Here is a 21,861-nt window from a genome sequence, read left to right as displayed (position 1 = left end):
AAAGCATGCTTGGATGCCCTTGATAACAAGAACAACACCGGAGTAATGCGTCATGAAGACCCTGAGATCGATGTCGATCAGCCGCCGTCTATGGCTGATCCTGCTGGTCGCCGTGGCCATGCTGGTAGTGCTGGGCCTGCTGATGCTGCGCCAGATCCATGGCGACCTTTACCACGCCAAGGCTGAAAAAACCCGGCATGTTGTCCAGACTGCCGCCGGGGTCCTGGCTTATTACCAAGGCCTGGAGGCCGCTGGCACGCTCAGCCGCGAAGCGGCCCAGCAACAGGCCCTCCAAGTCGTGCGCGGCCTGCGCTATGAAGAGAACGACTATTTCTGGATCAATGACCTGCAACCGAAGATGGTCATGCACCCTACCAATCCCAAGCTCGAAGGCCAGGACCTTTCGGCGATTCGTGACCCAGACGGCTTCGCCTTGTTCAACGAGATGGTCGCCCTGGCCCGCAGTCAGGGCGCAGGTCCGGTGGATTACCGCTGGCCCAAGCCAGGCGCCAGCGAGCCCGTGCCCAAGACTTCCTATATCCAACTGTTCAAACCATGGGGTTGGATCATCGGTTCAGGCGTCTACGTCGATGACGTACAGGCAGAGTTCATACGCCAACTGCGCGATGCCTCGCTAGTCGGTCTCGGTATTGCCTTGCTGATGGCCCTGATGGTGGTGCTGATAGCCCGCAGCATCGCCCAGCCGCTACAAGAGGCGGTGCAGGCGATGGGCAACATTGCCAGTGGCGAGAGCGACCTGACCCGACGCCTGGACACCCATGGCCGCGACGAGATCACTCACCTGGGTGAGCACTTCAACCGCTTCAACGGCAAGTTACAAGGCGTTGTCGGCCAATTGCAGGGCGCAGCCCATGCCCTGGCTGCCTCCGCCACCCAGGTTGGAGACAACGCAGGCGCCGCCCAGGCCACCAGCGCCCAGCAATCATTGCAGATGGATCAGGTGGCGACGGCCATCAACGAAGTCAGCTATGCCGTGCATGACGTGGCCAAGCACGCCGAACAGGCCGCCACCGAAATGCGCAACGCCCAGCAGCAGGTCGACCACGGCCAGCAGGCGATCCACGGCAGCCTGCAACAGATCGACCGACTGTCGATGACCATCGAGCAGGCCGTGCAGGTAATCCGTGAGCTGGCCAGCCACAGTACCCGTATCGGTGGTGTGCTGGAGGTCATCCGCGCTATCGCCGAGCAGACCAACCTGCTTGCGCTGAACGCCGCCATCGAAGCGGCTCGCGCCGGCGAGCAAGGCCGCGGATTCGCCGTGGTGGCCGACGAGGTGCGCCTGCTGGCCCAGCGCACCGCACAGTCCACCGCCGAGATCCAGACCATGATCGAGCACCTGCAAGGTCAGTCGGAGGCGGCGGTCAAGGCCATCGATACCAGCAGCGAGGCTTCCCGCCAAACCGTTGAACAAGCCCGCGAGGCAGGGACCAGCCTGGATGCCATCAGCCAGGCACTGCACACCCTCGGCGCGCTGAATGCTTCGATCGCCAGCGCCACGTTGCAGCAGTCCCACGTGGTCGAGGAGATCAACCGCAACGTTACCGAAACTGCCGGGCTTTCGCAGCAGACCGCAGAGTCGGCGCGCCAGTCCAGCGATGCCGGTACAGCGTTAGCCAGCTTGAGCGTGGAGCTGGAACAGTTGCTGCGCCAGTTCCGCGTCTAATAGCCTTCGGCCACCTGACATTTCTGACAGTAGACCGCTAGAAAGGCCGAACGCATGGTGATGTTTCCACTGCCCCAGGAGACTCACCATGCCCCGCCCGCCTCTGGTCCTTGCGTTACTGTTCAACCTGCCGTCTGCGCACGCAGGCCCAACCATTACCGATGCACTCGACCCGCAACAGACCACCGACCGCATCAACCGCAACTACACCCATGTCGTCGATGCCTGCGCCGAACCAGACACCGGCGCACCCCGAGGCCATTACTACTGCAGTGGCGTCACTTTGCGCATGGTCGACGATGGGACTTTCAACCCGTGGGACTACAGCCCCACGGCGCAGAAAATCGGTGCCAGCTCGTACTCCTGGATCCGCAAAGACCTGAGCACCAGCAAACTGGTGCGCCCGGCTGGCTTCATCCTGCGTACCCCCATGGATGCACGCGCCCTCGACCGACCGGTGATGGAAACCGGCGCCCTGTGCATCTTCAGCTTCGATGGCTGCACCAGCCCCAAGCGCGGCTGGTACGGGTGCGGTATGTACCCATCTGGTGACACCGCCGCCTGCAGCGCACAAGACGCAGCACCTGGCGTTCGCGACGATTCACGCGTACCCGCCAGCCCTCCTGCTCAGTCAGCGACCCTGCCTGCCAACCGCAACAGTGCGCTAGCCTTCGGCAGCTGCGACACCGAACAGGTCGACAGCGCCGACGCCTGGCGCAAGCGCTTCACCGGCGGGGTCCAGAAAGGGCAATGTTCCTGGAATGCCGAACAGCCGACCGACTGGCAGGCGATGGTTCAGACGCACCAGAACCCTGGCAGCCAGCGCGAAGCCTGGATTACGCCAGACCAGTTCAACGAGTTCCTGATCCGTACCGCTTCGGACACCGCCGACGGCAGCGCCAACATGAAGTACATCGACGCGTTCATCTACAACCCCAATACCACCTTCGTCGCCAGCACCATCGGCGATACCAAACCCGCCACCCCCACCAACGGGCTACCTGTTGCGCAGAGCTTCCAGCGCAAGCTGTTCGCCCAGGGCTACGCAGTACCGGTGCTGCGCCTGGACTTCAACCAGCCGCCGCAGTACCGCTTCAGCTACCTAGCCGAGGATCAGGTGGTCAGCGTTGGGGTCAACGGTGCTATCGAGCTACGCTATATCCAGGCCGCCAATTGGGCGTTGCGCCTGGACCCAGGCTCCGGGCGCCAGGAATGGACCTTGGTGGTCGTGCCCAGCACACTGGGCAAGCAAAAGCAGGCCAGTGACCAGCAAGCCATCTACGACGAGCTGTTCAGGCTGCGCGGCAACGACCCGCAATGGCGCGACCACGAATCCAGCATAGGCAGCATGCGCCAGCAACTGGCTTGCCTGATCGGCAACTACCCCGCCAAGACCGTGTGGAACATCGAACCATTCAGGCCCAAGGTCAGCGACGCCGAGGCCACCAAGGCCGGCTGCAATCCCTATACACCGGCGAGCTCTGCGCTTATCGCCTCCTCTAGCTGGTCACAATTCACCGACACGGCCACCGGTGACCGACGTTGGGGCCTGCGGGTGATACCCTCCAGTGCAGGACGGTCGGCGTCCAATGAGGCGCTGTACCAGGAACTGTTCAGGCTACGCGGCAATGACCTGGAATGGCAGGAAGGTGGCGAAGGCAGCATGCGTGTGCAGTTGGCTTGCTTGCAGAACAACTACCGGACCAAGGCAGACTGGAACCTGGAGCCCTACCGTAGGGTGGTAAGTGATGCCCAAGCCAAGGCCTTGGGCTGCAACCCGTGACCAACTATGCTGTGCCTTGTGTTACGCCAAGGCACAGCATGGCATGACGGCTCACACCGGATTACAACCTGCGGCCTCTGCCTGCTCCTCGCTGACATTGGGTCTGAAGGGCTCGATATTGAATTCCTCCTTGTTGCGCGCAATGCGGTAGTGACACACCAGTTGCCTGCGCATGCCGCCGCCATCGTTCTGCATCCACTGATAATCGCTGCCAAATTTTCTGCGAAGCTCTGCATAGACAAGGTCGGATTCAGCGGATGTGCTCGAACGCCTACCTTTTTCTGTCAGCTTCAAGGAAAGCGTCCACTCCGGTTTACCCGTGCCAGGGTCGTCGCGCAGCACCCAGATGCCCGACTGGATGTACTCGTTGAGCGGTTGCTTTGCTCCCTCCTCGATTGCCTGATCATCCGCGTTGCAGGCAAACTTGGCAGTCCCGCCAGGGCGATCGGGCATGGTCAGGGCGATGATCGGTACCCAGACGCCGGTCTCGCGCCAGTAACGGTCCTGGTCCAGGCGCGCATCACTCATGCCTTCTTTGTCACCCGAGAGGTAAAAGAACGACTCGATAGGCAATGTCGAGTCGGCTTTGCCCCCGTCCCAGTTCGCCAGGCGCAGCTCGTTCTGCTTGAAAAACAAGTCGCCTCTGCGCATGGCACTGAGCGAAGCGTTGAAGTTGCGGGTGGCGTACTCGTCGAACTTATCAGCGACCGCAAAGCCACACAAATTGCGGTTATCGCCCTTGCCCTCGCGCTTGTATTGATCAAGCCAGGCATCGGCCGTGGTGATCTTTTGTACGTGACAGGCAGCGCCTTTAGCAGATGCCGTGGCCGCATCAGCCGTGCCACATCCATTATCGACTCGACCGTTGGTGCCACCATCGATGGGGAAAGCACACAGCACGGCGTATTTCTGCTTGGATACCGGTAACTCACTGATCGGCGTCAGGATGTAGCCGTTGTTCTGGTTCTCCACCAAGCGCCTGAAGTTGGCATCCTTGCGCAGGTAGGAAAACGATGTTCCCTGCGTCTTGCTCGACGTGGGGCTGACATCCCATGAGTTGTAAAGGCCTTCTACCGCTGCAGGTTCGGTCGCTCTCAGAATAATGCCCGAGCACAAAAACGCCGGTGATGAACTCTTACCACAATCGTTGGGGGTGGCTTCATAGCGTTTCTGCTGATTTTGCGCGGTTTCGACGCAACTTTGCGCATAGGCCAGCCCGCCGTTGATCGCGCACAGCACAGCGACAAACGTGAGCGAATATCGATGATTGGTCATTTTTTGATCCACTTTTCGATGAGGTTGCGAATGCACTTGCCGTGGGCGTCATCAGGCAGGAAAGTAGCAGCGAGAGTGGCTAGGCAGTGCGCCCGGCTTGAAGGTGCGCGCAGCAAGCCCCGGCCACAACTGGCAAAAATGACAGGTCGATCCCGGCGTTGCGGGGTACAATCACGCCCTCTTTTGCAACCCAAGGATCGCCGATGTCCGGCCTCGAACTCTTCGCCGCCGCGCTCGGCGTCATCGCCGTCTGGCTCACCGTCCGACAAAACCCCTGGTGCTGGCCAATCGGGTTGGTAATGGTGGTGCTCTACAGCTGGATCTTCTACGAAGTGAAGCTGTACTCGGACATGCTCCTGCAACTGATTTACGCAGTCCTGCAACTGTATGGCTGGTGGCAGTGGACCCGCCCGGACCGGGTCGAAGACGCACGCCAGGTATCAAGCCTGGGCCTGGCACCGATGCTCAAGGGCCTGGCTGCGGGCCTTGCCGGCAGTCTGCTACTGGGCGCTGCGATGGCTCACCTCACCGATGCCGCACAACCCTGGCTTGATGCCGCACTGACCGGTTTCAGCCTGGTCGCGCAACTGTGGATGGCGCACAAGCGCCTGCAGTGCTGGGCGTTGTGGGTGGTGGTCGATGTGATCTTCGTCGGCCTCTTCCTCTATAAAGGCCTGTACCTCACTGCCGCGCTCTATGCCCTGTTCACCCTGATCGCCGTGCGTGGCTGGCTGGAGTGGCGCCGTGACCCGGCGCTGATCGGCGCATGAAGACCTTGGTGCTGTGCGGCCCGGAGTCCAGCGGCAAGAGCTGGCTCAGTGGCGAGATCCAAGCGCACTTCGGTGGCATGGTGGTGGGCGAGTACGTGCGCCACTTCATCGAGCGTGAGCAGCGCGATACCTGCTATGCAGACATCCCGGCGATCGCCCGCGGGCAACTTGCCTGGGAAGACCACGGGCGCCAGCAGGCGCCCGCCCTGCTGATCCTCGATACTCACCTGTTGAGCAACATCCTCTGGAGCCGCGCACTGTTCAGCGATTGCCCAGAGTGGATCGAACAGGCCCTGGACGAGCGCCACTACGACCTGCACCTGCTGCTGCGTCCCGAGGGCGTGGACTGGGTCAGCGATGGCATGCGCTGCCAGCCACGCCTGGAAGAGCGCCAGGTGTTCTTCGACGACAGCTTGCATTGGCTGCAAAGTCGCCAACGCCCCTATCAAGTGATCGAGGGCAACTGGCACCAGCGCAGCGCCCAAGCCATGGCCGCCGTAAGCGACCTCCTTAATGGCCAGCTGCCAGCCTCCGCTACCGAGTGTTAATCCATTGATACACCGCCTGAGCATCCAGCCCCCGGTCTAGGGGGCCAGCGCCGAAAATGGGGGATGTGTCTCAGCCCTGAGACAGCTTTTCACAATCTCTTCACAACCCCCGTAGCAAAGGGCCTTGAGTGGTTTTTCAAGGTGCCGCGTCTCAGCACTGAAACACCTGCGCAGGCCTAAAACCTCGTAACTCGCGCAACCTGTTGATCCCCAAGCGAAAACCCGAATTGGCACAACTTCTGCCCTAGCTCCTGGCAACGCTGACGCCGCACAGCAGCCAGAAGAAGGAAATGCCATCGTGGGGACATTCGACAAAGGCACCTGCACCGCCCGTCTTTTGCTGCTGGGGTGTGCATTGGGTTCGGCGCTGAGCCTGCCGGCCCAGGCAGGCGACGGTCAGATCGTAATCCTGCGCGATGTCCATCCGCGTATGGCCACGCGGGCGCCGCTGGTGCCCGACCCGCACCCTACGGCGATCAACGCCAATCCCTCGGCCGCCGTACTACGTCAGACCGGCGAACTCAATGACGGTGATTTTGCCAACGTCAGCAGCGGTGCCGGAATCAGCGGCATGATCGTGCAGCAGACCAATACCCTCGGCGGCAACCTCAGCCCGCAGAACACACTGCCGAACATGGCCAGCGGTCGCGGCAACGGAGGCGGCAGCGGTGGCGGCATTGCCAACATGGTCAACTCCAGCGTGCAGCAAGGCCTGGGCGCGCTGAAAGTGCTGGGGGGTAAATGACATGAAGCCTGTGCTGATCGCGCTCACTGCTTTCGCACTGCCTGCCCTGGCCCAACCGCCCGTGGTCAATACCGCCGACATCGACAGTTCCGGTACCCGTTACCAAGGCGTGATGTCGGTCAACCAGGCTGCCGGTGACCAGCAGCAACAAGCCAACGCCCGGGCCATCGCGCTGGGTCATGAGGCCAGCGCGAATACGCAGATCCGCCAGCACACCCAGGCCTCGGCTGACCCATCCATGGGGGCTGCGGCCAACATCCAGGGCGATGCGTTCAGCCGTGGCAACGGCATCCTCGGCGTCAACCAGAGCGCCGGAGCCGGCAATCAGCAAGCCAACGCGGTACGCCTGAGCGTCAGTGCGCAACCGCTCAGTCTCGATGACAGCGTCCTGTTGCAGCAGAACGTGACGCTGATCAGCAACTCCGATGCGACTGACACCTCAACCGGCTATCGCCAGGTCAGCACCAGCGACCAGGCCTTCACCGGTAGCCGTGGGGTAATCCAGTTGAATCAGAGCGCAGGGGTAGGCAATCGAACCGCCAACACCCTGAGCGTCCGGGTCGCCAACTGACCCAAGCAGTCAGAACAACACTTAACCTAAAACACAGTACGGAGAATCACCATGAAACCCTCGATGGCCATCAAGCCTCTGGTTTTCGCAATTGCTGCGATCATGGCTGTAGCTGCGCAGGCGAGCGATCGGCGCGACCGCGATCATCGTCAACACGGCCCGACGATCATTCCGGTAAGTGCGACAGCGACGGCACACGACACCCAAAACAGCACCGGCAATCGAATCCTCAACGAGGGCACGATCAACCGGGCCGAAATCAGCAACTCGGCCAGTGGCACCAGCGGCAACGTCGGTATCAACGTAGCCTCGGGCAGCGGCAACCAGCAGGACAACGCCGCCGCCATCGCCAACTCCAGTGCCGCTGACATGGACAATGCGTTCGTCTTCGGCGCTGCCAATGCCACGGCCTACGTCAAGCAGTACAGCAACGACAACAAAGTTGCCAACTACAACACCACCGCTTCGGCTGTGATGAGCGGCTCGGGTAACGGTGGTTCGGGCAACATGGGCATCAACATTGCCGGTGGCGACCTCAACCAACAGAAAAACACCATGGCCATCGCCAACGCCAGCTCGCCGCAGGGTGGCAACTCCACGGCCACGGCGACCGCCGACCAGAACAGCCCTGGCCTGGTAGTGAACAACTATGCCGATCGCAACATGTCGGTGCAGACGGTCAGCCTGACCACCACCAACACCGGTTCCGCCTCGTTCAGCCACGAGTCGGAGTTGAACGTCGACAAATCGGCCTCCTCCAACTGGAGCAACGCGGGCACCTCGCACTATGAGGCCAGCGGCTCGAAATCCGGCCAGGCCAACTCCACCAGCAGCGCGACCCTGGCTGCCAGTGCCGATGGCTCGCTCAACACCAGCCAATCGGTCACCTTCACCCGTGGCGACGACACCCGCACCCGCAGCGCCGAGTCCACGGCCTCGTTCGATGCCACGCTCAATGGCAGCGTAGAAACCACCAAAGGCCACACCTACGACTCGTCATTCGAGAAGGCTTACGACTCGGCCTATGCCAACTCGGGTGAAAGCGCGTCGGCTTCGAACAAGAACGTGACCAAAAGCTACAGCGAGTCCAGTGCCTGGGACCTCAGCAACACCGTTTCCTTCCAGGTGCTGACGCCTAACGGCTGGTCGAACCCTGTCACCAATACCGCTACCCTCAGTGGTTCGGTCACCGGTGGCTCGGGCAACCTGGGTGTGAACGTGGCGGCCGGTGTAGGCAACCAGCAGAGCAACTCGCTGGCGATCTCCAACACCTCGTTCTGACCGTCGTGCGGTTGAGGCCCCCTTCGGGGGGCCTTTTCTACGCAACCAGAAGGGCGTTCGATCATGCGTATTCCTGCGTTGCTGGCCCTGCTTTGCCTGTCCGGCCTGACTCCTACCCTCCAAGCGGCGCAGATGCCGCTTTCAGTGCTTCCCGGGGGGGCGGTAGTGTACAAGCCCATCCAGAGCGTACGTGAACGCAAGTTCGCCGACCTGGTGCAACAGAAAACCGACTTCAGCTGCGGCGCTGCGGCGCTGGCCACCATCCTGCGCCAGGCGTACTGGCTGGACGTCAGCGAGCACGAGGTCATCGAAGGCATGCTGGCCAATGCCGACCAGGACCTGGTGCGGGTACAAGGTTTCTCCATGCTGGACATGAAACGCTACGTCGAGAGCCTCGGTATGCGTGCACGTGGTTACCGGGTCGCCCCAGAGACCCTGAACGACGTGAAGATCCCGGTCGTGGTGCTGATGGACATCCGCGGCTACAAGCATTTCGTGGTGCTGCAGAAGGTCGAGCGCAACTGGGTCTACATCGGGGATCCGGTGCTGGGCCACAAGCGCTACGCGGTGGATGACTTCCTTAAAGGCTGGAACGGCATCATTTTCGCCGTGATCGGCCAGGGCTACGACAAGGCCAATGCCCTGCTCGATCCGCCCCAACCGCTAACCGCCAAGAACCGCATCAACAACTTCACCCCGGTCAAGGATTCGGAATTGATGGATTTCGGCTTCATTCGCAGTGATTTCTTCTAACGACAACGTGAGCATGATGCTCCGGGAGCATTCCATGAAGACGCCCACATGGCTGACCCTGATGTGCCTCGCGGTCAGCCTGCCGGTACAGGCACAGACGTTCCAGCCCATCGAACTGAAAGACCAGGAGTTGGCTAACCTGCGCGGTCGCTATGTGATGCCCGGGCGCATCGTAAGCTTCGGTATCGTCATGACCAGCACCTGGCAGAACGCCAATGGCGAAGTGATCGGGGCAACGTCCTCGATGCAGATCCAGCAATCGACCATCAAGCCGCAGTTCTACGTCACGATGGTCGATGAAAAAGGCACCGGCACCGCCACATCCCACGGCACAGGCAGCGTCACAGGTGGCGGCGGCTTGAACAACACCACTGGGGTTACCCAGGTGGTACGTGCCGCAGGCGATAACAACAGCGCCCTAAACAACGTCGGGATCACCGTCACCAAGGCCAGCCAGGCCACTGACAGCACGCCCCAGGGCGAAGTGCTCACCCCAGGATCGACCCTGGTGGGCGCCAACGGTGCAGGCTCGATGAGCGTCTCGGCTAGCGCTACCGGCGTGCAGATGAACATCGTCGCCGGGAATAACCAGGGCAGCACCGTGCAACGTCTGGCCGAAGGCGGGCTGCTGCAGAACACAACGCTGCTGGGCAACGGTAACCAAGTCAGCAACCTTACCTCGCTCAATGTGGTGCTGCGCGACAACATTCCGGCTGGCGCGACACTGACCAACAACCTCGATCAGCTCAAAGGCCTTCGCACCCTCGGATACTGATCTACGCTCATTTTCATCCTATAAAGCCTCAAGGGACGGCTACCCCATGCATCGATCGTTGACGTTCAGCGCTGTCGTCTGTGTGACCACCCTGGCGCCCTCCACGCTGCTCTATGCCGCTGCTGACCCGCAGGTCGAAGCACTCAAGCAGGAGCTGATCCAGCTCAAGCAGCGCTACGAGGCCCAACAGAACGCGTTGATGGTGCTGGAGCAGCGCCTGCGCCAGGTCGAGGAAGCCCCGCCTGCGCCGCAGCCCAAGCGCCTGGTCAAGTCTCCTGCACAACCTGCCAGAGGGACCCAGGCCGTGGCTGCCAACGGCTCGGGCAGCTCCTATGGGCAATCGCTCAAGGACGACTCGGAACCGGCGCAAAGCGTGTCCAACCTGTACGACGAGGCCAGTGGCTTTTTTGGCGGCGGCAAGTTCAGTGTCGAGACCGGCCTGACCTACACGCACTACGACACCCGAGCGCTGGTACTCAACGGCTTCCTGGCACTGGATTCGATCTTCCTGGGCGATATCAATATCGACCGCATCAAGGCCGATAACTGGACCCTGGACCTCACCGCGCGCTACAACGTGGCGCAGCGCTGGCAATTTGATATAAACGTACCCATCGTTTATCGCGACTCGACCTACTCCTCCGGCGGTGCTGGCGGGGCTGGGGAGTCCGAGTCGAGTGCCAGCGTAAGCCGCGACCCAACCCTGGGCGACGTCAACGTGGGCGTGGCGTACAAGTTCCTCGACGAATCCGAAAGCCTGCCCGACGCGGTGGTCACCCTGCGCGTCAAAGCCCCGACCGGCAAGGACCCCTACGGCATCAAGCTGCGCGAGGTGCCGGGCAACGACAACCTGGCCGTGCCGGAGAGCCTGCCGACCGGCAACGGGGTGTGGTCGATCACCCCCGGTATCTCGCTGGTCAAGACCTTCGATCCGGCCGTGCTGTTCGGCAGCCTTTCCTACACCTACAACATGCAGGATTCGTTCAGTGACATCAGCCCCAATGCAGGCACCAAGGTGCCGGGCGACGTGAAGCTCGGTGACTCCTGGCAGATCGGCGGCGGTATCGCGTTTGCCCTGAACGAAAAGATGAGCATGTCGTTCTCGGTCACCGACCAGTTCGCCCGCAAGAGCAAGATCAAGCAGGATGGCGGCGACTGGCAATCGATCACCAACAGCGACTACAACGCGGCGAACTTCAACGTAGGCCTGACCTTCGCCGCCAGCGAGAACCTGACCATCGTCCCCAACCTGTCCATCGGGCTGACCGACGATGCGCCAGACTTCTCCTTCAGCCTGAAGTTCCCGTACTACTTCTGACAGGTCATGCGCTAGCGGCGCCCGAGCAGCGTGCGGGCGCCAGCGTTTTGGTAACCGGTCTTGTCACAAGCCGCACGCTCACCTTCAGCCTGATATCATCCAGCACTTTTGTGTGACCGTTTGATGGCAGAAGGAACGCTTTCGTGAAAGACATGCTCGGCCACCCAAAGGCCCGGCTGATCGCCCTGTGCGGGCTGGTGCTGTTGATCCCCCTGGCAATACGGGCGCTGCTCGGCTGGTCCGACATGCTCGGCTACCTCTCCGACCTGTTCGTCGGCAGCCTGCTGGTCCTGCTGCTGCAACGTCGCGCATGGTGGCTAGGACTGCCGCTGTTGCTGGCCTGGGGCGGCCTGCTGATCGCCTCGGCGGAGCTGGTCAGCGCAGTCGGGCGCCTGCCCAACCAGTCAGACCTGCACTACTTGTTCGATCCGCAGTTCATGGAGAACTCCACCGGTGGTGCCCTCGCCCATGGCTGGTTACCCTGGCTGCTCGGCAGTGGCCTGCTGGCTTGGCTGGCCACTTTCTGGTTCGGTCGCGGCCAGCGTGGCGCAACGTTATCAGCCAAGGCTTGGGCAGTCCCCGTGGCACTGCTGGCAGTACATTGGGGCAGCCAACGGCTGGCCCCCTCGGAGGCCGATCAATGGCGTCAATACAGCGTGTCGCATCAGTTGCTCAGTGCTGCCGGTAGCCACTTGCAACGACGCGTCGACGTGCAGCTGTATGGCCAACCCCCGATCACCCCGCTGCCCACCGTCGGCCTCACCCAGGCCGACCTCAATGGCCAGCGCCTGCTCAAAGGGCCTGGTAACGCGCGCAACCTGCTGGTGATTACCGTCGAAGGCATTCCCGGCGCCTACGTGCGGGCCAATCGCCAGGCATTGGGCAGCCGTTTCGACGAAGACCTCATGCCGCGCCTGAGCCTGTGGGCCGAACGCGGCATGAACACCCCCGACTACGTGTTGCACACCCACCAGACCATTCGTGGCCTGTACGCCATGCTCTGCGGTGACTACGACAAGCTGGCCAATGGCACGCCCAAAGGGGTCGAGCTGCTCACGCAACAGGTACGCAACCAGGCCTGCCTGCCAGCACAACTGCGCCAGGCCGGTTTCACGACACACTTCTTGCAAGGTGCCGGGCTGCGTTTCATGGCCAAGGACCGGATCATGCCGCACATCGGCTTCGAAACGGTGCACGGCCTGGAATGGTTCAAAACACCCAATTACCTGGAATTCCCCTGGGGCAAGGATGACAAGGCGTTCTTCGAAGGCGCCCTGGACTACGTCGGCACCCTACGCAAGCAAAAACAGCCCTGGATGCTGACCCTGCTGACCGTAGGCACGCACCAGCCCTATTCAGCGCCACAGGCATACTTGGAGCGCTATGACACCGCCAAACAGGCTGCTGTGGCCTACCTGGACGATGCCTTGAGCGATTTTCTCGACAACCTGGAACGCCAGGGTGTGCTCAAGGACACGCTGGTGGTAGTCACCTCCGACGAATCCCACGGCATCGATGGCGTGCGCCTGGCCTCGTCCTGGGGTTTCAACCTGACCTTGGCACCCGAGCAGGCACAATTGCCGACCCTCAAGCGCGGCACCTATGGCCATGTCGACCTAGCCACCTCGCTGCTCGACTACTTCGCGTTGCCGATCCCGGCAGCCCTGGGCGGACGTTCGCTGTACCGCGACTACGATACCGGTCGCGAAATGATTGCCTTCACCAACGGCATGCTGCGCTACCACGATGGCCAGGGCACCTTTACGGAGTGCGATTTCCAGCAGCGTTGCCGACGCTACGCCAGTGACAGTTTCATCGCTGACCAGGCACGCTTGCTCGGGCTGGGCGACAGCACCCTGGGCCCGCAGATCAACCTGCTGGCCAACACCCTGGACCAATCCCTGCTGCAAACCCCGCTCAATCTGCGCTACCAGTTCGGCGGTCCGTCGCCGATCGCCCTGCACGCGCAGATCCGCGACGACTGGGCCGACAACCTGATCGGCGCGCAGTACCTTGAGATGCCCGAAGGTTCGCGCACCCGGGTACGTATCAAGGTGCGCGCACTGGACCCTGAGCACGCAGCCTACATCCGCCTCAAAGCCAAGCAGTTCGAACAGGACGTCGCGCTGGGGCTGCCAGAGGAAGTGCTGGTGACCGCCGACCAGCCCATGGAAATGGAGTTCGACTTCGACAACCCCACCGAGCGCAAGGCGTTCTCCTTCCACCTGCTCGGCTATGGCAGCGGCGCAGTGGAAGTCAGCGACTTCAGTGTGATCACCGCCCTGCCCGGTGAGGAAGAAGCCGTGGAAGAGTCGGACGAGCACCCGATCGCCCGCTCCGGCTGACGCCCCCGCGTGTGCCTAACCGGCACACGCCGCCGCTCAACGCTCTACAGCGCTGTTGCGGCCATCGCAACCCACAAAGTCCCCAACAGTGCGTGCAGGATGTGCTTTGCTTACACCAAGCCCCCTGTGTGGAGCACTGCCAATGAAGATCGTGGTCACCAGCATCCTGGTCGACGACCAAGCCAAGGCCCAGGCCTTCTATCATCACGTACTGGGCTTCCAGCCCAAAGACGACATCCCCATGGGCAAACACCGCTGGCTCACCTTCACCTCACCCAATGATCCGCATGGCGTCCAATTACTGCTCGAACCCGATGTGCACCCGGCAGCCAGGACCTACAAGAGCGCTCTGAAGCAAGACGGCATCCCCGCCACCTCCTTTGGCGTGCGCGATGTGCAGGCCGAATACACCCGCCTGTGCGCCGCTGGCGTGCACTTTCTCCAACCACCGACGGACATGGGACCAGTCATCGTGGCTGTGTTCGACGACACCTGCGGCAACCTGATCCAGATCGCCCAGCACCACTGAGCGTGCAGACAGCCCGCCGCCCCATGGGCTACATTGCCGACTTCCCACAGCGCAGCCATAACAAGGAAAACTCATGCGCTACGAGTTCAGTGAAGTCCTCAACGACCTGATCGACTACTTCCTGCTGGGCGACATCCAGTTGCTCGCCACCTTCAAGCAGGAGCATGACCTGCCGGACGACCTGGCCCGCGCCTTCACCACCGGTGATAGCGGCGATCAGGCCGTGCGTGAAGGCGTGATACTGCCGCTGGCCGGCGTCGACAACCTGCCCTACCACATCCTGTTCACCCTCGATGGGCAGGCCCCGGCGCTGCTCGAACCCGGCAGCCGCCTCAAGCACCGCCGCGCTGGGCACCGCCTGCGGGTCGAGAACCGCGCGCTGATGCTGTTCACCTGGAGCATCCTGCAACACTTCACCAACAAGACGCTCGGCGACCTGATGGCCCGCTACCAGGAGCCTGGTCGGCCAATCATCGAGCTGGAGAACGGCTGGTACGACATCGAAGTGCTTGCCGGGGCGCTGGTACGCGATGGCCTGTACGAACCGGCCTTCGAGTTCGTGCTGAACAAGACCTGGGAACGCGGCGGCAAAGAGGTGGACCTGGGCTACCGCTACACGCTGCGCGGTTACTTCGACTGAAAGCCCGCCCCCAGGCATGGGGGCAGGCCGCGTCAGCACTCAGGTGTGATTGATGTCCCGATCCTTGGTTTCAGGCAGGAAGAAGATCCCCAACACAGCAGTCATCAGCGCGATCACGATCGGGTACCACAGCCCGTAGTAGATATCCCCGGTCGCAGCCACCATGGCGAATGCCACGGTTGGCAGGAAACCGCCGAACCAGCCGTTGCCGATGTGGTACGGCAGCGACATCGAGGTATAGCGGATCCGCGCCGGGAACAGTTCCACCAGCCACGCAGCGATAGGCCCATAGACCATGGTCACGTAAATCACCAAGATGGTCAGCAACAGCAGCACCATCGGGTAATGGATCTTCGCCGGATCCGCTTTCTCAGGATATCCGGCCTCTTTCAGCGCGCCAGCCAACGTGGCAGTGAAGGCATCGTTCTGCGCCTTGAACTCAGCCGCAGGTAGGCTGCTGCCCTCGAAAACTGGCAATACCCGTTCACCAATGCGCACCTGGGCGACGCTGCCCGGCTCGGCGGCCTGGTTTTCATAAGGAATGGCGCGCTTGGCCAACAGACTCTTGGCGATGTCGCAGGAACTGGTGAAACGCGCCTTGCCTACCGGATCGAACTGGAACGCACATTGCCCAGGGTCGGCGATCAGCACCACCGGATTCTGCTCCTGGGCGACGAACACGTCTGGGTTGCCGTACTCGGTCAGGCCCTTGAAAATCGGGAAGTAGGTCGCCGCCGCGAGGATGCAGCCGGCCATGATGATCGGCTTGCGCCCAATCCGGTCGGACAGACTGCCGAACAGGATGAAGAACGGCGTACCGATCAACAGCGAGCCTGCGATCAGCAGATTGGCGGTCTGCGGGTCGATCTTGAGCATCTGCAACAGGAAGAACAGCGCATAGAACTGCCCGGTGTACCACACCACTGCCTGACCGGCGGTGCCACCGAGCAGCGACATGATCACCACCTTGAGGTTGTCCCAACGGGCGAACGACTCGGTCAGCGGCGCCTTGGACGCCTTGCCCTCGGCTTTCATCTTCATGAATACCGGCGATTCGTTGAGCTGCATGCGTATGTACACCGAGATAGCCAGCAACAGGATCGACAGCAGGAACGGAATGCGCCAGCCCCAGGCCTCGAACGCCTCGGTGCCCATGGCCGTGCGACAGGCCAGAATCACCAGCAGCGACAGGAACAGCCCTAGGGTCGCGGTAGTCTGGATCCAGGCGGTAAAGAAGCCGCGCCGGCCCTTGGGCGCATGCTCCGCCACATAAGTCGCCGCGCCGCCGTACTCCCCGCCAAGCGCCAAGCCTTGCAGCAAGCGCAAGGTGATGAGGATCACGGGGGCCGCAACGCCGATGGCCGCGTAGCTGGGCAGGATCCCCACCACGGCAGTGGACAGGCCCATGATCACGATGGTGATGAGGAAGGTATGCTTGCGCCCGATCATGTCGCCAAGGCGACCGAAGACGATGGCGCCGAACGGTCGCACGGCAAAGCCTGCCGCGAAGGCCAGCAAGGCGAAGATGAACGCAGTGGTTTCATTGACCCCGGCAAAGAAGTGCTTGGCGATGATCGCCGCCAGTGAGCCGTAGAGGTAGAAGTCATACCATTCGAACACCGTGCCCAGGGACGAGGCGAAGATGACCTTGCGCTCCTCCCGGGTGATGCCGTGTTGGGGCGCGCTACTGCCCGTGGATGCGCTGTCGAGGACCGCCATGGGTCGCCTCCGTCTATCAGAAGAAGTGATGGACCGGAGTGCTCCAAACCGATGACTACGCACGCACCCAGCCCCAGGCTTTGGTTGCGGCGAAGCACCACGAGGCACAGCCTCGGATCGCGGCAAGGTAATCAGAAGCATAATCGGCTTTGCCGGGATATCCAGCCACACCCGTGGCAATGCGCCTTCAGGCGCTTGCCGCATTGCCTGTGGCGTCAGGCCCCGGATTTGCCGACTTGGTGCACGGCTCATGCTGCAAAATCCGCGCGGGTCCGTGACTGTTGGCTTACACGCTCGTTGTAGGCGCGATCTTGTGCCGCGATGGGCTGCGAAGCAGCCTCACGTGAACAGCACTAGCCGCTTGTTGGCGGCCCCTTGAGTTCGACGCGATTGCCATCGGGGTCGAAGCAATACACCGACATACCCTCGCCGTCGGCGCCGTAGCGCTTCTGTGCAGGCTCGACCAACACCCCTGCCGCCTCCAAGTGCGCGCGCAGCGCCTGCTCGTCGAACGGCTCGACGCGCAGGCACACATGATCGAGGTTGCGCCCCTCAGAGCCAGGGCCTGCACCACCGGCTTGCCCCAGTGGACCCTCCAGGGCGACCAGATCGATCAGGCTGCTGCCTGCCGCCAGATGGACCATACCCAACGCCTCCCGCCAACGGTCTACCGGGCAGCCCAGCACATCCTGGTAGAACGCCACGCTACGCTGCAGGTCGCTGACCCGCAGTACCACATGGTCAATGTGCAGCACGCTGAATCCGGGCATGGCAGGTCTTCTCGGACAAAGGTTCAACCAACCTTAGCAGTTCGAAGCCCCGCCCGAGGTATCACTGACCACGCAGGTCCTCGAAGAACGCCTGCGCCCCGTCCACCCGCGCCGACGCCCGAGGCTGATTGAGCGCCTCGCCGCTGGGCACCTCCACATGCCAGTAGCAGTGCTTCACAGCTCGTGTGATGCCCACATAGGCCAGGCGCTGGACTTCGTCCTTCTGCGCGGTGTCGAAGGCATGGGCATCGCCCGGCTTGCCTAGACCCGCCAGGCGGTAGGCTTGGTTCTTGTACGGTGAACTGGTGAGGTACTGGCAGTCGCCGAGCATGAATACCGCGTCGGCCTGCAAGCCCTTGGCACTGTGATAGGTCAGTTGCTTGAACCGACGCTGGCCAGCCGGCAAGCTAGAATCCACTTTAACTATTTGATTAATATGCTGCTCAATCAATGACTTATCGATACTTTTTCGAAACAACATCATGACCGTTTCACCCTGCTCGTAATGCTCGATCAAGGTCTGGGCCAAGGCGGCCTCGTCGCGCTCGAACACTTTCACCGGCGACAGCGGCAGCTCGCCAGCCACTGCGCTGGCCTTGGCTTTCTTACCGGTGATCGCAGGTGTGCCCTTCACCACATGTTCGGCGGCATCGATGATGTATTGCTGGCTACGGTAGTTCTCCACCATCATCACGCGGGTATGCGCCGGTGACGGGAAGGTCTGGGTGAACGCCATGAAATACTGGGGCGAACTGCCTCGCCAGCCGTAGATCGATTGCCAGTCGTCGCCCACGCACATCAGCGAGGCATGCTGGGCGTTGCGCCCGGTGTGCATGGCCGGGCCCCGTCGGCGGATCTCAGCTAGGCTTGCCCGCAGCCAACTGACGATCTGCGGCGAGACGTCCTGGAATTCGTCGATCATCAGGTGCGCCAGCGGGCGCAACAGAGGATCGGGCAGCAGTTGCAGGTTCTCCGGGTTGTTCTCGCCGAACAGGGCGAACATGCGGTTGTAGGTCATCACCGGCGGCGACTGCGTCAACAGTTGCGCCTCGAAGGCTTTCCAGAACAACGCCAGCGCTTCGAAGAACGCGGCATCACTGTCACCGGGCGGGAAGCTCATAGCAGCTACGGCTTTGCTCACGTCAAGCCCCAGGTTTTCAATAAAGCCTGCGGCACTGACGAACGCATCGAGCAAGGGTGCTGGCGCCAACTCGCCCTTGACCTTGTATTCAAAGCCAGGACCCGCAACGGCATCGCCTGCCAGAGCGGCAGCAAGGCGCTTTGCTGACGCATAATTATCTAACCATATCAATGGTTTATCACAGAAAGCTTGAAACAATGTGCGCTTTACCGCCCATTCCGCCCGCACCGTCAGCTTGGCCCCTGGGCGTTGGTATTGGCCGCTTTCCGACGGATCGAAGCCCAGCACCACCCAGGCGCCCGAACCTTGTAAGCGTCCTTGCACGTGAAAGCGGCTGCCGCGGATCTGCAACGTGTCGCGGCACGGCTCAATGCCCTTGATCGGCCAGGCACCGGCAGCGAACCACAAGTCTTCGATCACATCGCACAATTCTTCGTCGCGCTGGGCAGCGAGCTGGGTTACCTGTACCCGCTTTTGCACGTCCGGGTGATCCGGGTCCAGCGGTTTGAGCAGCAACGCTTCCTGGCGCAGCGTAGCGACCTGCTCGGCGAAGCGCGGGTTGCTGCTCAGCAACTGGTGGTAACACAGGTTCAGTTGCTGACGCTGGGCATCGTTCAAACGCAGATCGAACGGATTGCTATCGGCACTGGCCTCACTACCCACTGGCAGGTCGCTGCCGAGAGTTTCGAACGCCCGCACCTGACTGAAGCCTGGGAGGCTACGCACCAAGGGCAGGATGCGTGAATGAAAGGTACGCACCAGCTCACGCCCCTGGGCCGGAGAAAGGTTCAACTGCCACAGGGCGAACACCTGCACAAGGCGCTGGATGAAGTCGCGCCGCGACTCGCGGGTGAAGGTGACCACGGTCATGGCGTCAAGCTCGAAGCCCAGGTAATGGCGCAACAGCAAGATACGCAGCACCAGCGACGTGGACTTGCCAGCCCCAGCGCCAGCGACAACACAGGTCGAAGGCGTATCGCTGAAGATCAGCTTCCATTGCGCAGCGCTAGGCTGGGCCTGTGCCGGCAGGCGTTGGGCGACATCGGCCTTGAAGCGCTTTTTCAGTTCGGCACTGAGCGGCAGGCGCCAATCATCGAACAGCTTGTCATCCTGACCGGGTACTGCCGCCACATCCGGGCGCAGGTCGCGGATCACCAGCACCTGGCGACCCGCCTCGAAGCCGTCGACCCGGCCCCGTTCGTAGCCTTCGCGCAGACCATCGGCGTGGCCGTTGCGCAGGCCGTCGGCATGGCCCAGGAACCAACTGTCGCGGTGCTGCGCCTGCAAGCGGCTCAAACCACGCCCGAGCAGGCGCGCGGCAAGGCGACGCAGCCATGGCAGTTGGGCGGGCGGTGTCAGGTCGGCCGGAGCCTGGGGATGCTCGTGAGGCACGGTCACTCCATTGAAAAGTCAAACAGCGGACATGTTCGCCTCATCGACCATAAAGCGCCAGCGAATCAGTGGATTAGGCGATGAACCGCAAGCGCTCTCACATCAATAAATATCTATTTAATAGATTGAAATAAGCCGATATTTACGCTTTTTTTCGATGCTTAGCCCGCGCATCATGGGGCCATTCCAACGTATCTGAGGAGCACCATCATGCTGCAACTGCGACCCTTCGAAAGCCTCGGCCACGCCAACCACGGCTGGCTGGACGCCCACCACCACTTCTCGTTCGCCGAGTACTACGACCCTGCGCGCATGCACTGGGGCAACCTGCGGGTATGGAACGACGACCTGATCGCCGCTGGCAGCGGTTTCCCACCGCACCCGCACCGTGACATGGAAATCATCACCTACGTTCGCGAAGGTGCCATCACCCACCAGGACAGCCTCGGCAACAAAGGTCGCACCGAGGCCGGCGATGTGCAGGTAATGAGCGCAGGCAGCGGCATCGTGCACAGCGAGTACAACCTGGAGAACGTCGACACGCGGATCTTCCAGATCTGGATCGTGCCGGAAAATGTCGGCGAGGCGCCTTCCTGGGGAACCCGGCCATTCCCAACCGGTGAACGTGGCGAAGGCTTCGTGACCTTGGCCAGCGGCCGTGAGGGCGACCAGGACAGCCTGCGCATCCGCACCGACGCCCGCCTGGTGGCCGCCACCCTACGCGCTGGCGAAAGCGCTGAGTACCGCTTCGATGAAGGTCGGCGCGGCTACCTGGTGCCGGCCAAGGGCTTGATCGAGATCGACGGCCTGCAAGCCAAGGCGCGTGATGGCGTGGCGATCGAGCAGCATCGCGTACTCAAGGTCACTGCGTTGCAAGACAGCGAGATCGTGCTGGTCGATGTGGCTTGATCCAGGCCCGCACACGGGGCCCGCTTACTTGTGCAGCGTACAACCTGCGCAAGCGAGCGGGCCCCGCGTTGCGTGCTGGCGCTCACTGCACCGGTAGGAAGTTCATCAGTAACAGGCTCTGCGCATAGTTCACGCCAATCCGCCGGTAACGCTCATCGAGCATCTGCGCCAGCAAGTCCAGGCGCGCAACGACCTTGCCGAACTCAACGGCAAAGCTCAGGTTGCTGCCCTGCTCGGAAATTTCGTTGGAGAACAGCAGCAACGTGCCGTTTGCATCCTGACGCTGCCCGAGCATCCAGGTGGCCTTCTCGATGTTACGTGCGGCGTTGTTGATGAACGTAGGATCCAGGGTATCGGTCATGTAGAACTCGGTACGCCCGCCATGCGCCGTGATGATCATGCTGCCCACGGCATAGATGAAAGCACCGACCCGGTCACCCTTGAATTCAGGGTCCAGGGCATAGCTCAGCGCCGCCAGGTCGCGCCGCTCGCCCAACTGCGGCAATGACTGGCGCTGCTCGATGGCGATGCGAATTTGCCGAGCGGCAGTGGTGGCGTCGGGGTAGCCGGACAACCGCCACTGGCTGGGGTTGCGCAGGTACAGCTTGTTCATCAGCAGATACAAGCTTTGCAGGTTGTCGCGCATCGACAGCGTGGCCATGCGGTCGACGCTGGTCTGGAACAGCTCGTCAGGTTTGCCGTTGCTGAACTGGTCGAGCATGTTCCGGCCCTGCTGCTCGGTACAGGCGCCAAGGCATAGCAACATGCCAGCCAACAGCAGGCGCGGTGGGGATCTGTGCAGTCGTCTGGCGGGCATCGTTGTGCTGCTTGTCAACGGCGCTGCCGGGAATCGGCGCAGCCTTGCACAACATAGAACGCGCAAATACTAAAAAGTGCGGCGTCCGGCGCA

At 61.8% G+C, this 21,861-nt stretch carries 19 protein-coding genes and 1 pseudogene; 15 read left to right on the top strand and 5 right to left on the bottom strand.

Annotated elements, in window-relative coordinates:
• Positions 1-52: 52 nt before the first annotated feature.
• From ACNFIC_RS02465 to ACNFIC_RS02455, 3 genes and pseudogenes are all read left to right on the top strand, one after another.
• Positions 53-814: pseudogene (locus ACNFIC_RS02465) on the top strand (cache domain-containing protein); the annotation flags it as partial.
• Positions 815-952: 138 nt separating this feature from the next.
• Positions 953-1,687 (top strand): methyl-accepting chemotaxis protein, encoded by a 735-nt coding sequence (locus ACNFIC_RS02460; RefSeq protein WP_416780031.1) that lies wholly within the window; start codon positions 953-955, stop codon positions 1,685-1,687.
• An 88-nt stretch (positions 1,688-1,775) separates the two neighbouring features.
• Positions 1,776-3,470: a DUF2599 domain-containing protein gene (locus ACNFIC_RS02455; RefSeq protein ID WP_416779653.1), complete on the top strand. Its 1,695-nt coding sequence runs from the start codon at positions 1,776-1,778 to the stop codon at positions 3,468-3,470.
• A 51-nt stretch (positions 3,471-3,521) separates the two neighbouring features.
• On the opposite strand, the gene ACNFIC_RS02450 is transcribed toward ACNFIC_RS02455, so the two are convergent.
• Positions 3,522-4,745 carry a DUF2599 domain-containing protein gene (locus tag ACNFIC_RS02450; RefSeq protein ID WP_138217628.1) on the bottom strand — a complete coding sequence of 408 codons (1,224 nt, stop codon included), beginning with the start codon at positions 4,743-4,745 and terminating at the stop codon, positions 3,522-3,524.
• A gap of 203 nt (positions 4,746-4,948) precedes the next feature.
• On the opposite strand from ACNFIC_RS02450, the gene pnuC reads away from it, so the two are divergent.
• From pnuC to ACNFIC_RS02395, 11 genes are all read left to right on the top strand, one after another.
• Positions 4,949-5,515, top strand: coding sequence for a nicotinamide riboside transporter PnuC (pnuC, locus tag ACNFIC_RS02445; protein WP_138217627.1), 567 nt, complete (start codon positions 4,949-4,951; stop codon positions 5,513-5,515).
• On the top strand, positions 5,512-6,063 hold the full coding sequence (locus ACNFIC_RS02440; protein WP_416779650.1) for an AAA family ATPase: 552 nt from the start codon (positions 5,512-5,514) through the stop codon (positions 6,061-6,063). The genes pnuC and ACNFIC_RS02440 overlap by 4 nt, the downstream gene beginning before the upstream one ends.
• Positions 6,064-6,361: 298 nt before the next feature.
• Positions 6,362-6,808, top strand: a complete 447-nt coding sequence (locus ACNFIC_RS02435; RefSeq protein WP_138217625.1) for a hypothetical protein — start codon at positions 6,362-6,364, stop codon at positions 6,806-6,808.
• 1 nt (position 6,809) lies between these two features.
• On the top strand, positions 6,810-7,379 hold the full coding sequence (locus ACNFIC_RS02430) for an adhesin (protein WP_416779648.1): 570 nt from the start codon (positions 6,810-6,812) through the stop codon (positions 7,377-7,379).
• Positions 7,380-7,430: 51 nt separating this feature from the next.
• Complete coding sequence (locus tag ACNFIC_RS02425; RefSeq protein ID WP_138217623.1) at positions 7,431-8,660, top strand: heme utilization protein; 1,230 nt, start codon at positions 7,431-7,433, stop codon at positions 8,658-8,660.
• 63 nt (positions 8,661-8,723) lie between these two features.
• Positions 8,724-9,413, top strand: coding sequence for a C39 family peptidase (locus ACNFIC_RS02420; RefSeq protein WP_416779646.1), 690 nt, complete (start codon positions 8,724-8,726; stop codon positions 9,411-9,413).
• A gap of 34 nt (positions 9,414-9,447) precedes the next feature.
• Positions 9,448-10,188, top strand: a complete 741-nt coding sequence (locus tag ACNFIC_RS02415; protein ID WP_138217621.1) for a hypothetical protein — start codon at positions 9,448-9,450, stop codon at positions 10,186-10,188.
• Between the two features lie 46 nt (positions 10,189-10,234).
• The gene (locus ACNFIC_RS02410) at positions 10,235-11,506 is read left to right on the top strand and encodes a transporter (protein WP_138217620.1); all 1,272 of its coding nucleotides are present in this window, start codon (positions 10,235-10,237) and stop codon (positions 11,504-11,506) included.
• Between the two features lie 152 nt (positions 11,507-11,658).
• On the top strand, positions 11,659-13,851 hold the full coding sequence (locus tag ACNFIC_RS02405; RefSeq protein WP_416780029.1) for an LTA synthase family protein: 2,193 nt from the start codon (positions 11,659-11,661) through the stop codon (positions 13,849-13,851).
• 142 nt (positions 13,852-13,993) lie between these two features.
• On the top strand, positions 13,994-14,380 hold the full coding sequence (locus ACNFIC_RS02400) for a VOC family protein (protein ID WP_138217618.1): 387 nt from the start codon (positions 13,994-13,996) through the stop codon (positions 14,378-14,380).
• A gap of 73 nt (positions 14,381-14,453) precedes the next feature.
• Entirely contained in the window at positions 14,454-15,020 is a 567-nt protein-coding gene (locus tag ACNFIC_RS02395) for a hypothetical protein (RefSeq protein WP_416779644.1), read from the top strand.
• Positions 15,021-15,059: 39 nt separating this feature from the next.
• Here ACNFIC_RS02395 and ACNFIC_RS02390 read toward each other — a convergent pair whose 3' ends face one another.
• From ACNFIC_RS02390 to ACNFIC_RS02380, 3 genes are all read right to left on the bottom strand, one after another.
• Positions 15,060-16,739, bottom strand: a complete 1,680-nt coding sequence (locus tag ACNFIC_RS02390; protein ID WP_138217616.1) for an MFS transporter — start codon at positions 16,737-16,739, stop codon at positions 15,060-15,062.
• Between the two features lie 353 nt (positions 16,740-17,092).
• Positions 17,093-17,509 (bottom strand): VOC family protein, encoded by a 417-nt coding sequence (locus tag ACNFIC_RS02385; RefSeq protein ID WP_416779642.1) that lies wholly within the window; start codon positions 17,507-17,509, stop codon positions 17,093-17,095.
• A 61-nt stretch (positions 17,510-17,570) separates the two neighbouring features.
• Complete coding sequence (locus ACNFIC_RS02380) at positions 17,571-20,042, bottom strand: UvrD-helicase domain-containing protein (RefSeq protein ID WP_416779641.1); 2,472 nt, start codon at positions 20,040-20,042, stop codon at positions 17,571-17,573.
• 210 nt (positions 20,043-20,252) lie between these two features.
• Between ACNFIC_RS02380 and ACNFIC_RS02375 the strand changes: the two genes are divergently transcribed.
• Positions 20,253-20,951 (top strand): pirin family protein, encoded by a 699-nt coding sequence (locus ACNFIC_RS02375; protein WP_138217613.1) that lies wholly within the window; start codon positions 20,253-20,255, stop codon positions 20,949-20,951.
• 82 nt (positions 20,952-21,033) lie between these two features.
• Here the strand turns inward: ACNFIC_RS02375 and ACNFIC_RS02370 are convergent, their stop codons facing one another.
• Positions 21,034-21,768, bottom strand: a complete 735-nt coding sequence (locus tag ACNFIC_RS02370; protein WP_138217612.1) for a hypothetical protein — start codon at positions 21,766-21,768, stop codon at positions 21,034-21,036.
• Positions 21,769-21,861 lie beyond the last annotated feature (93 nt).

The sequence above is a fragment of the Pseudomonas sp. NY15463 genome (assembly GCF_048068415.1).
Taxonomy (GTDB): domain Bacteria; phylum Pseudomonadota; class Gammaproteobacteria; order Pseudomonadales; family Pseudomonadaceae; genus Aquipseudomonas; species Aquipseudomonas mosselii_C.
The sequence above is the reverse complement of the archived record's forward strand: the minus strand, read 5'-3'. Positions and strand labels throughout refer to the sequence as shown.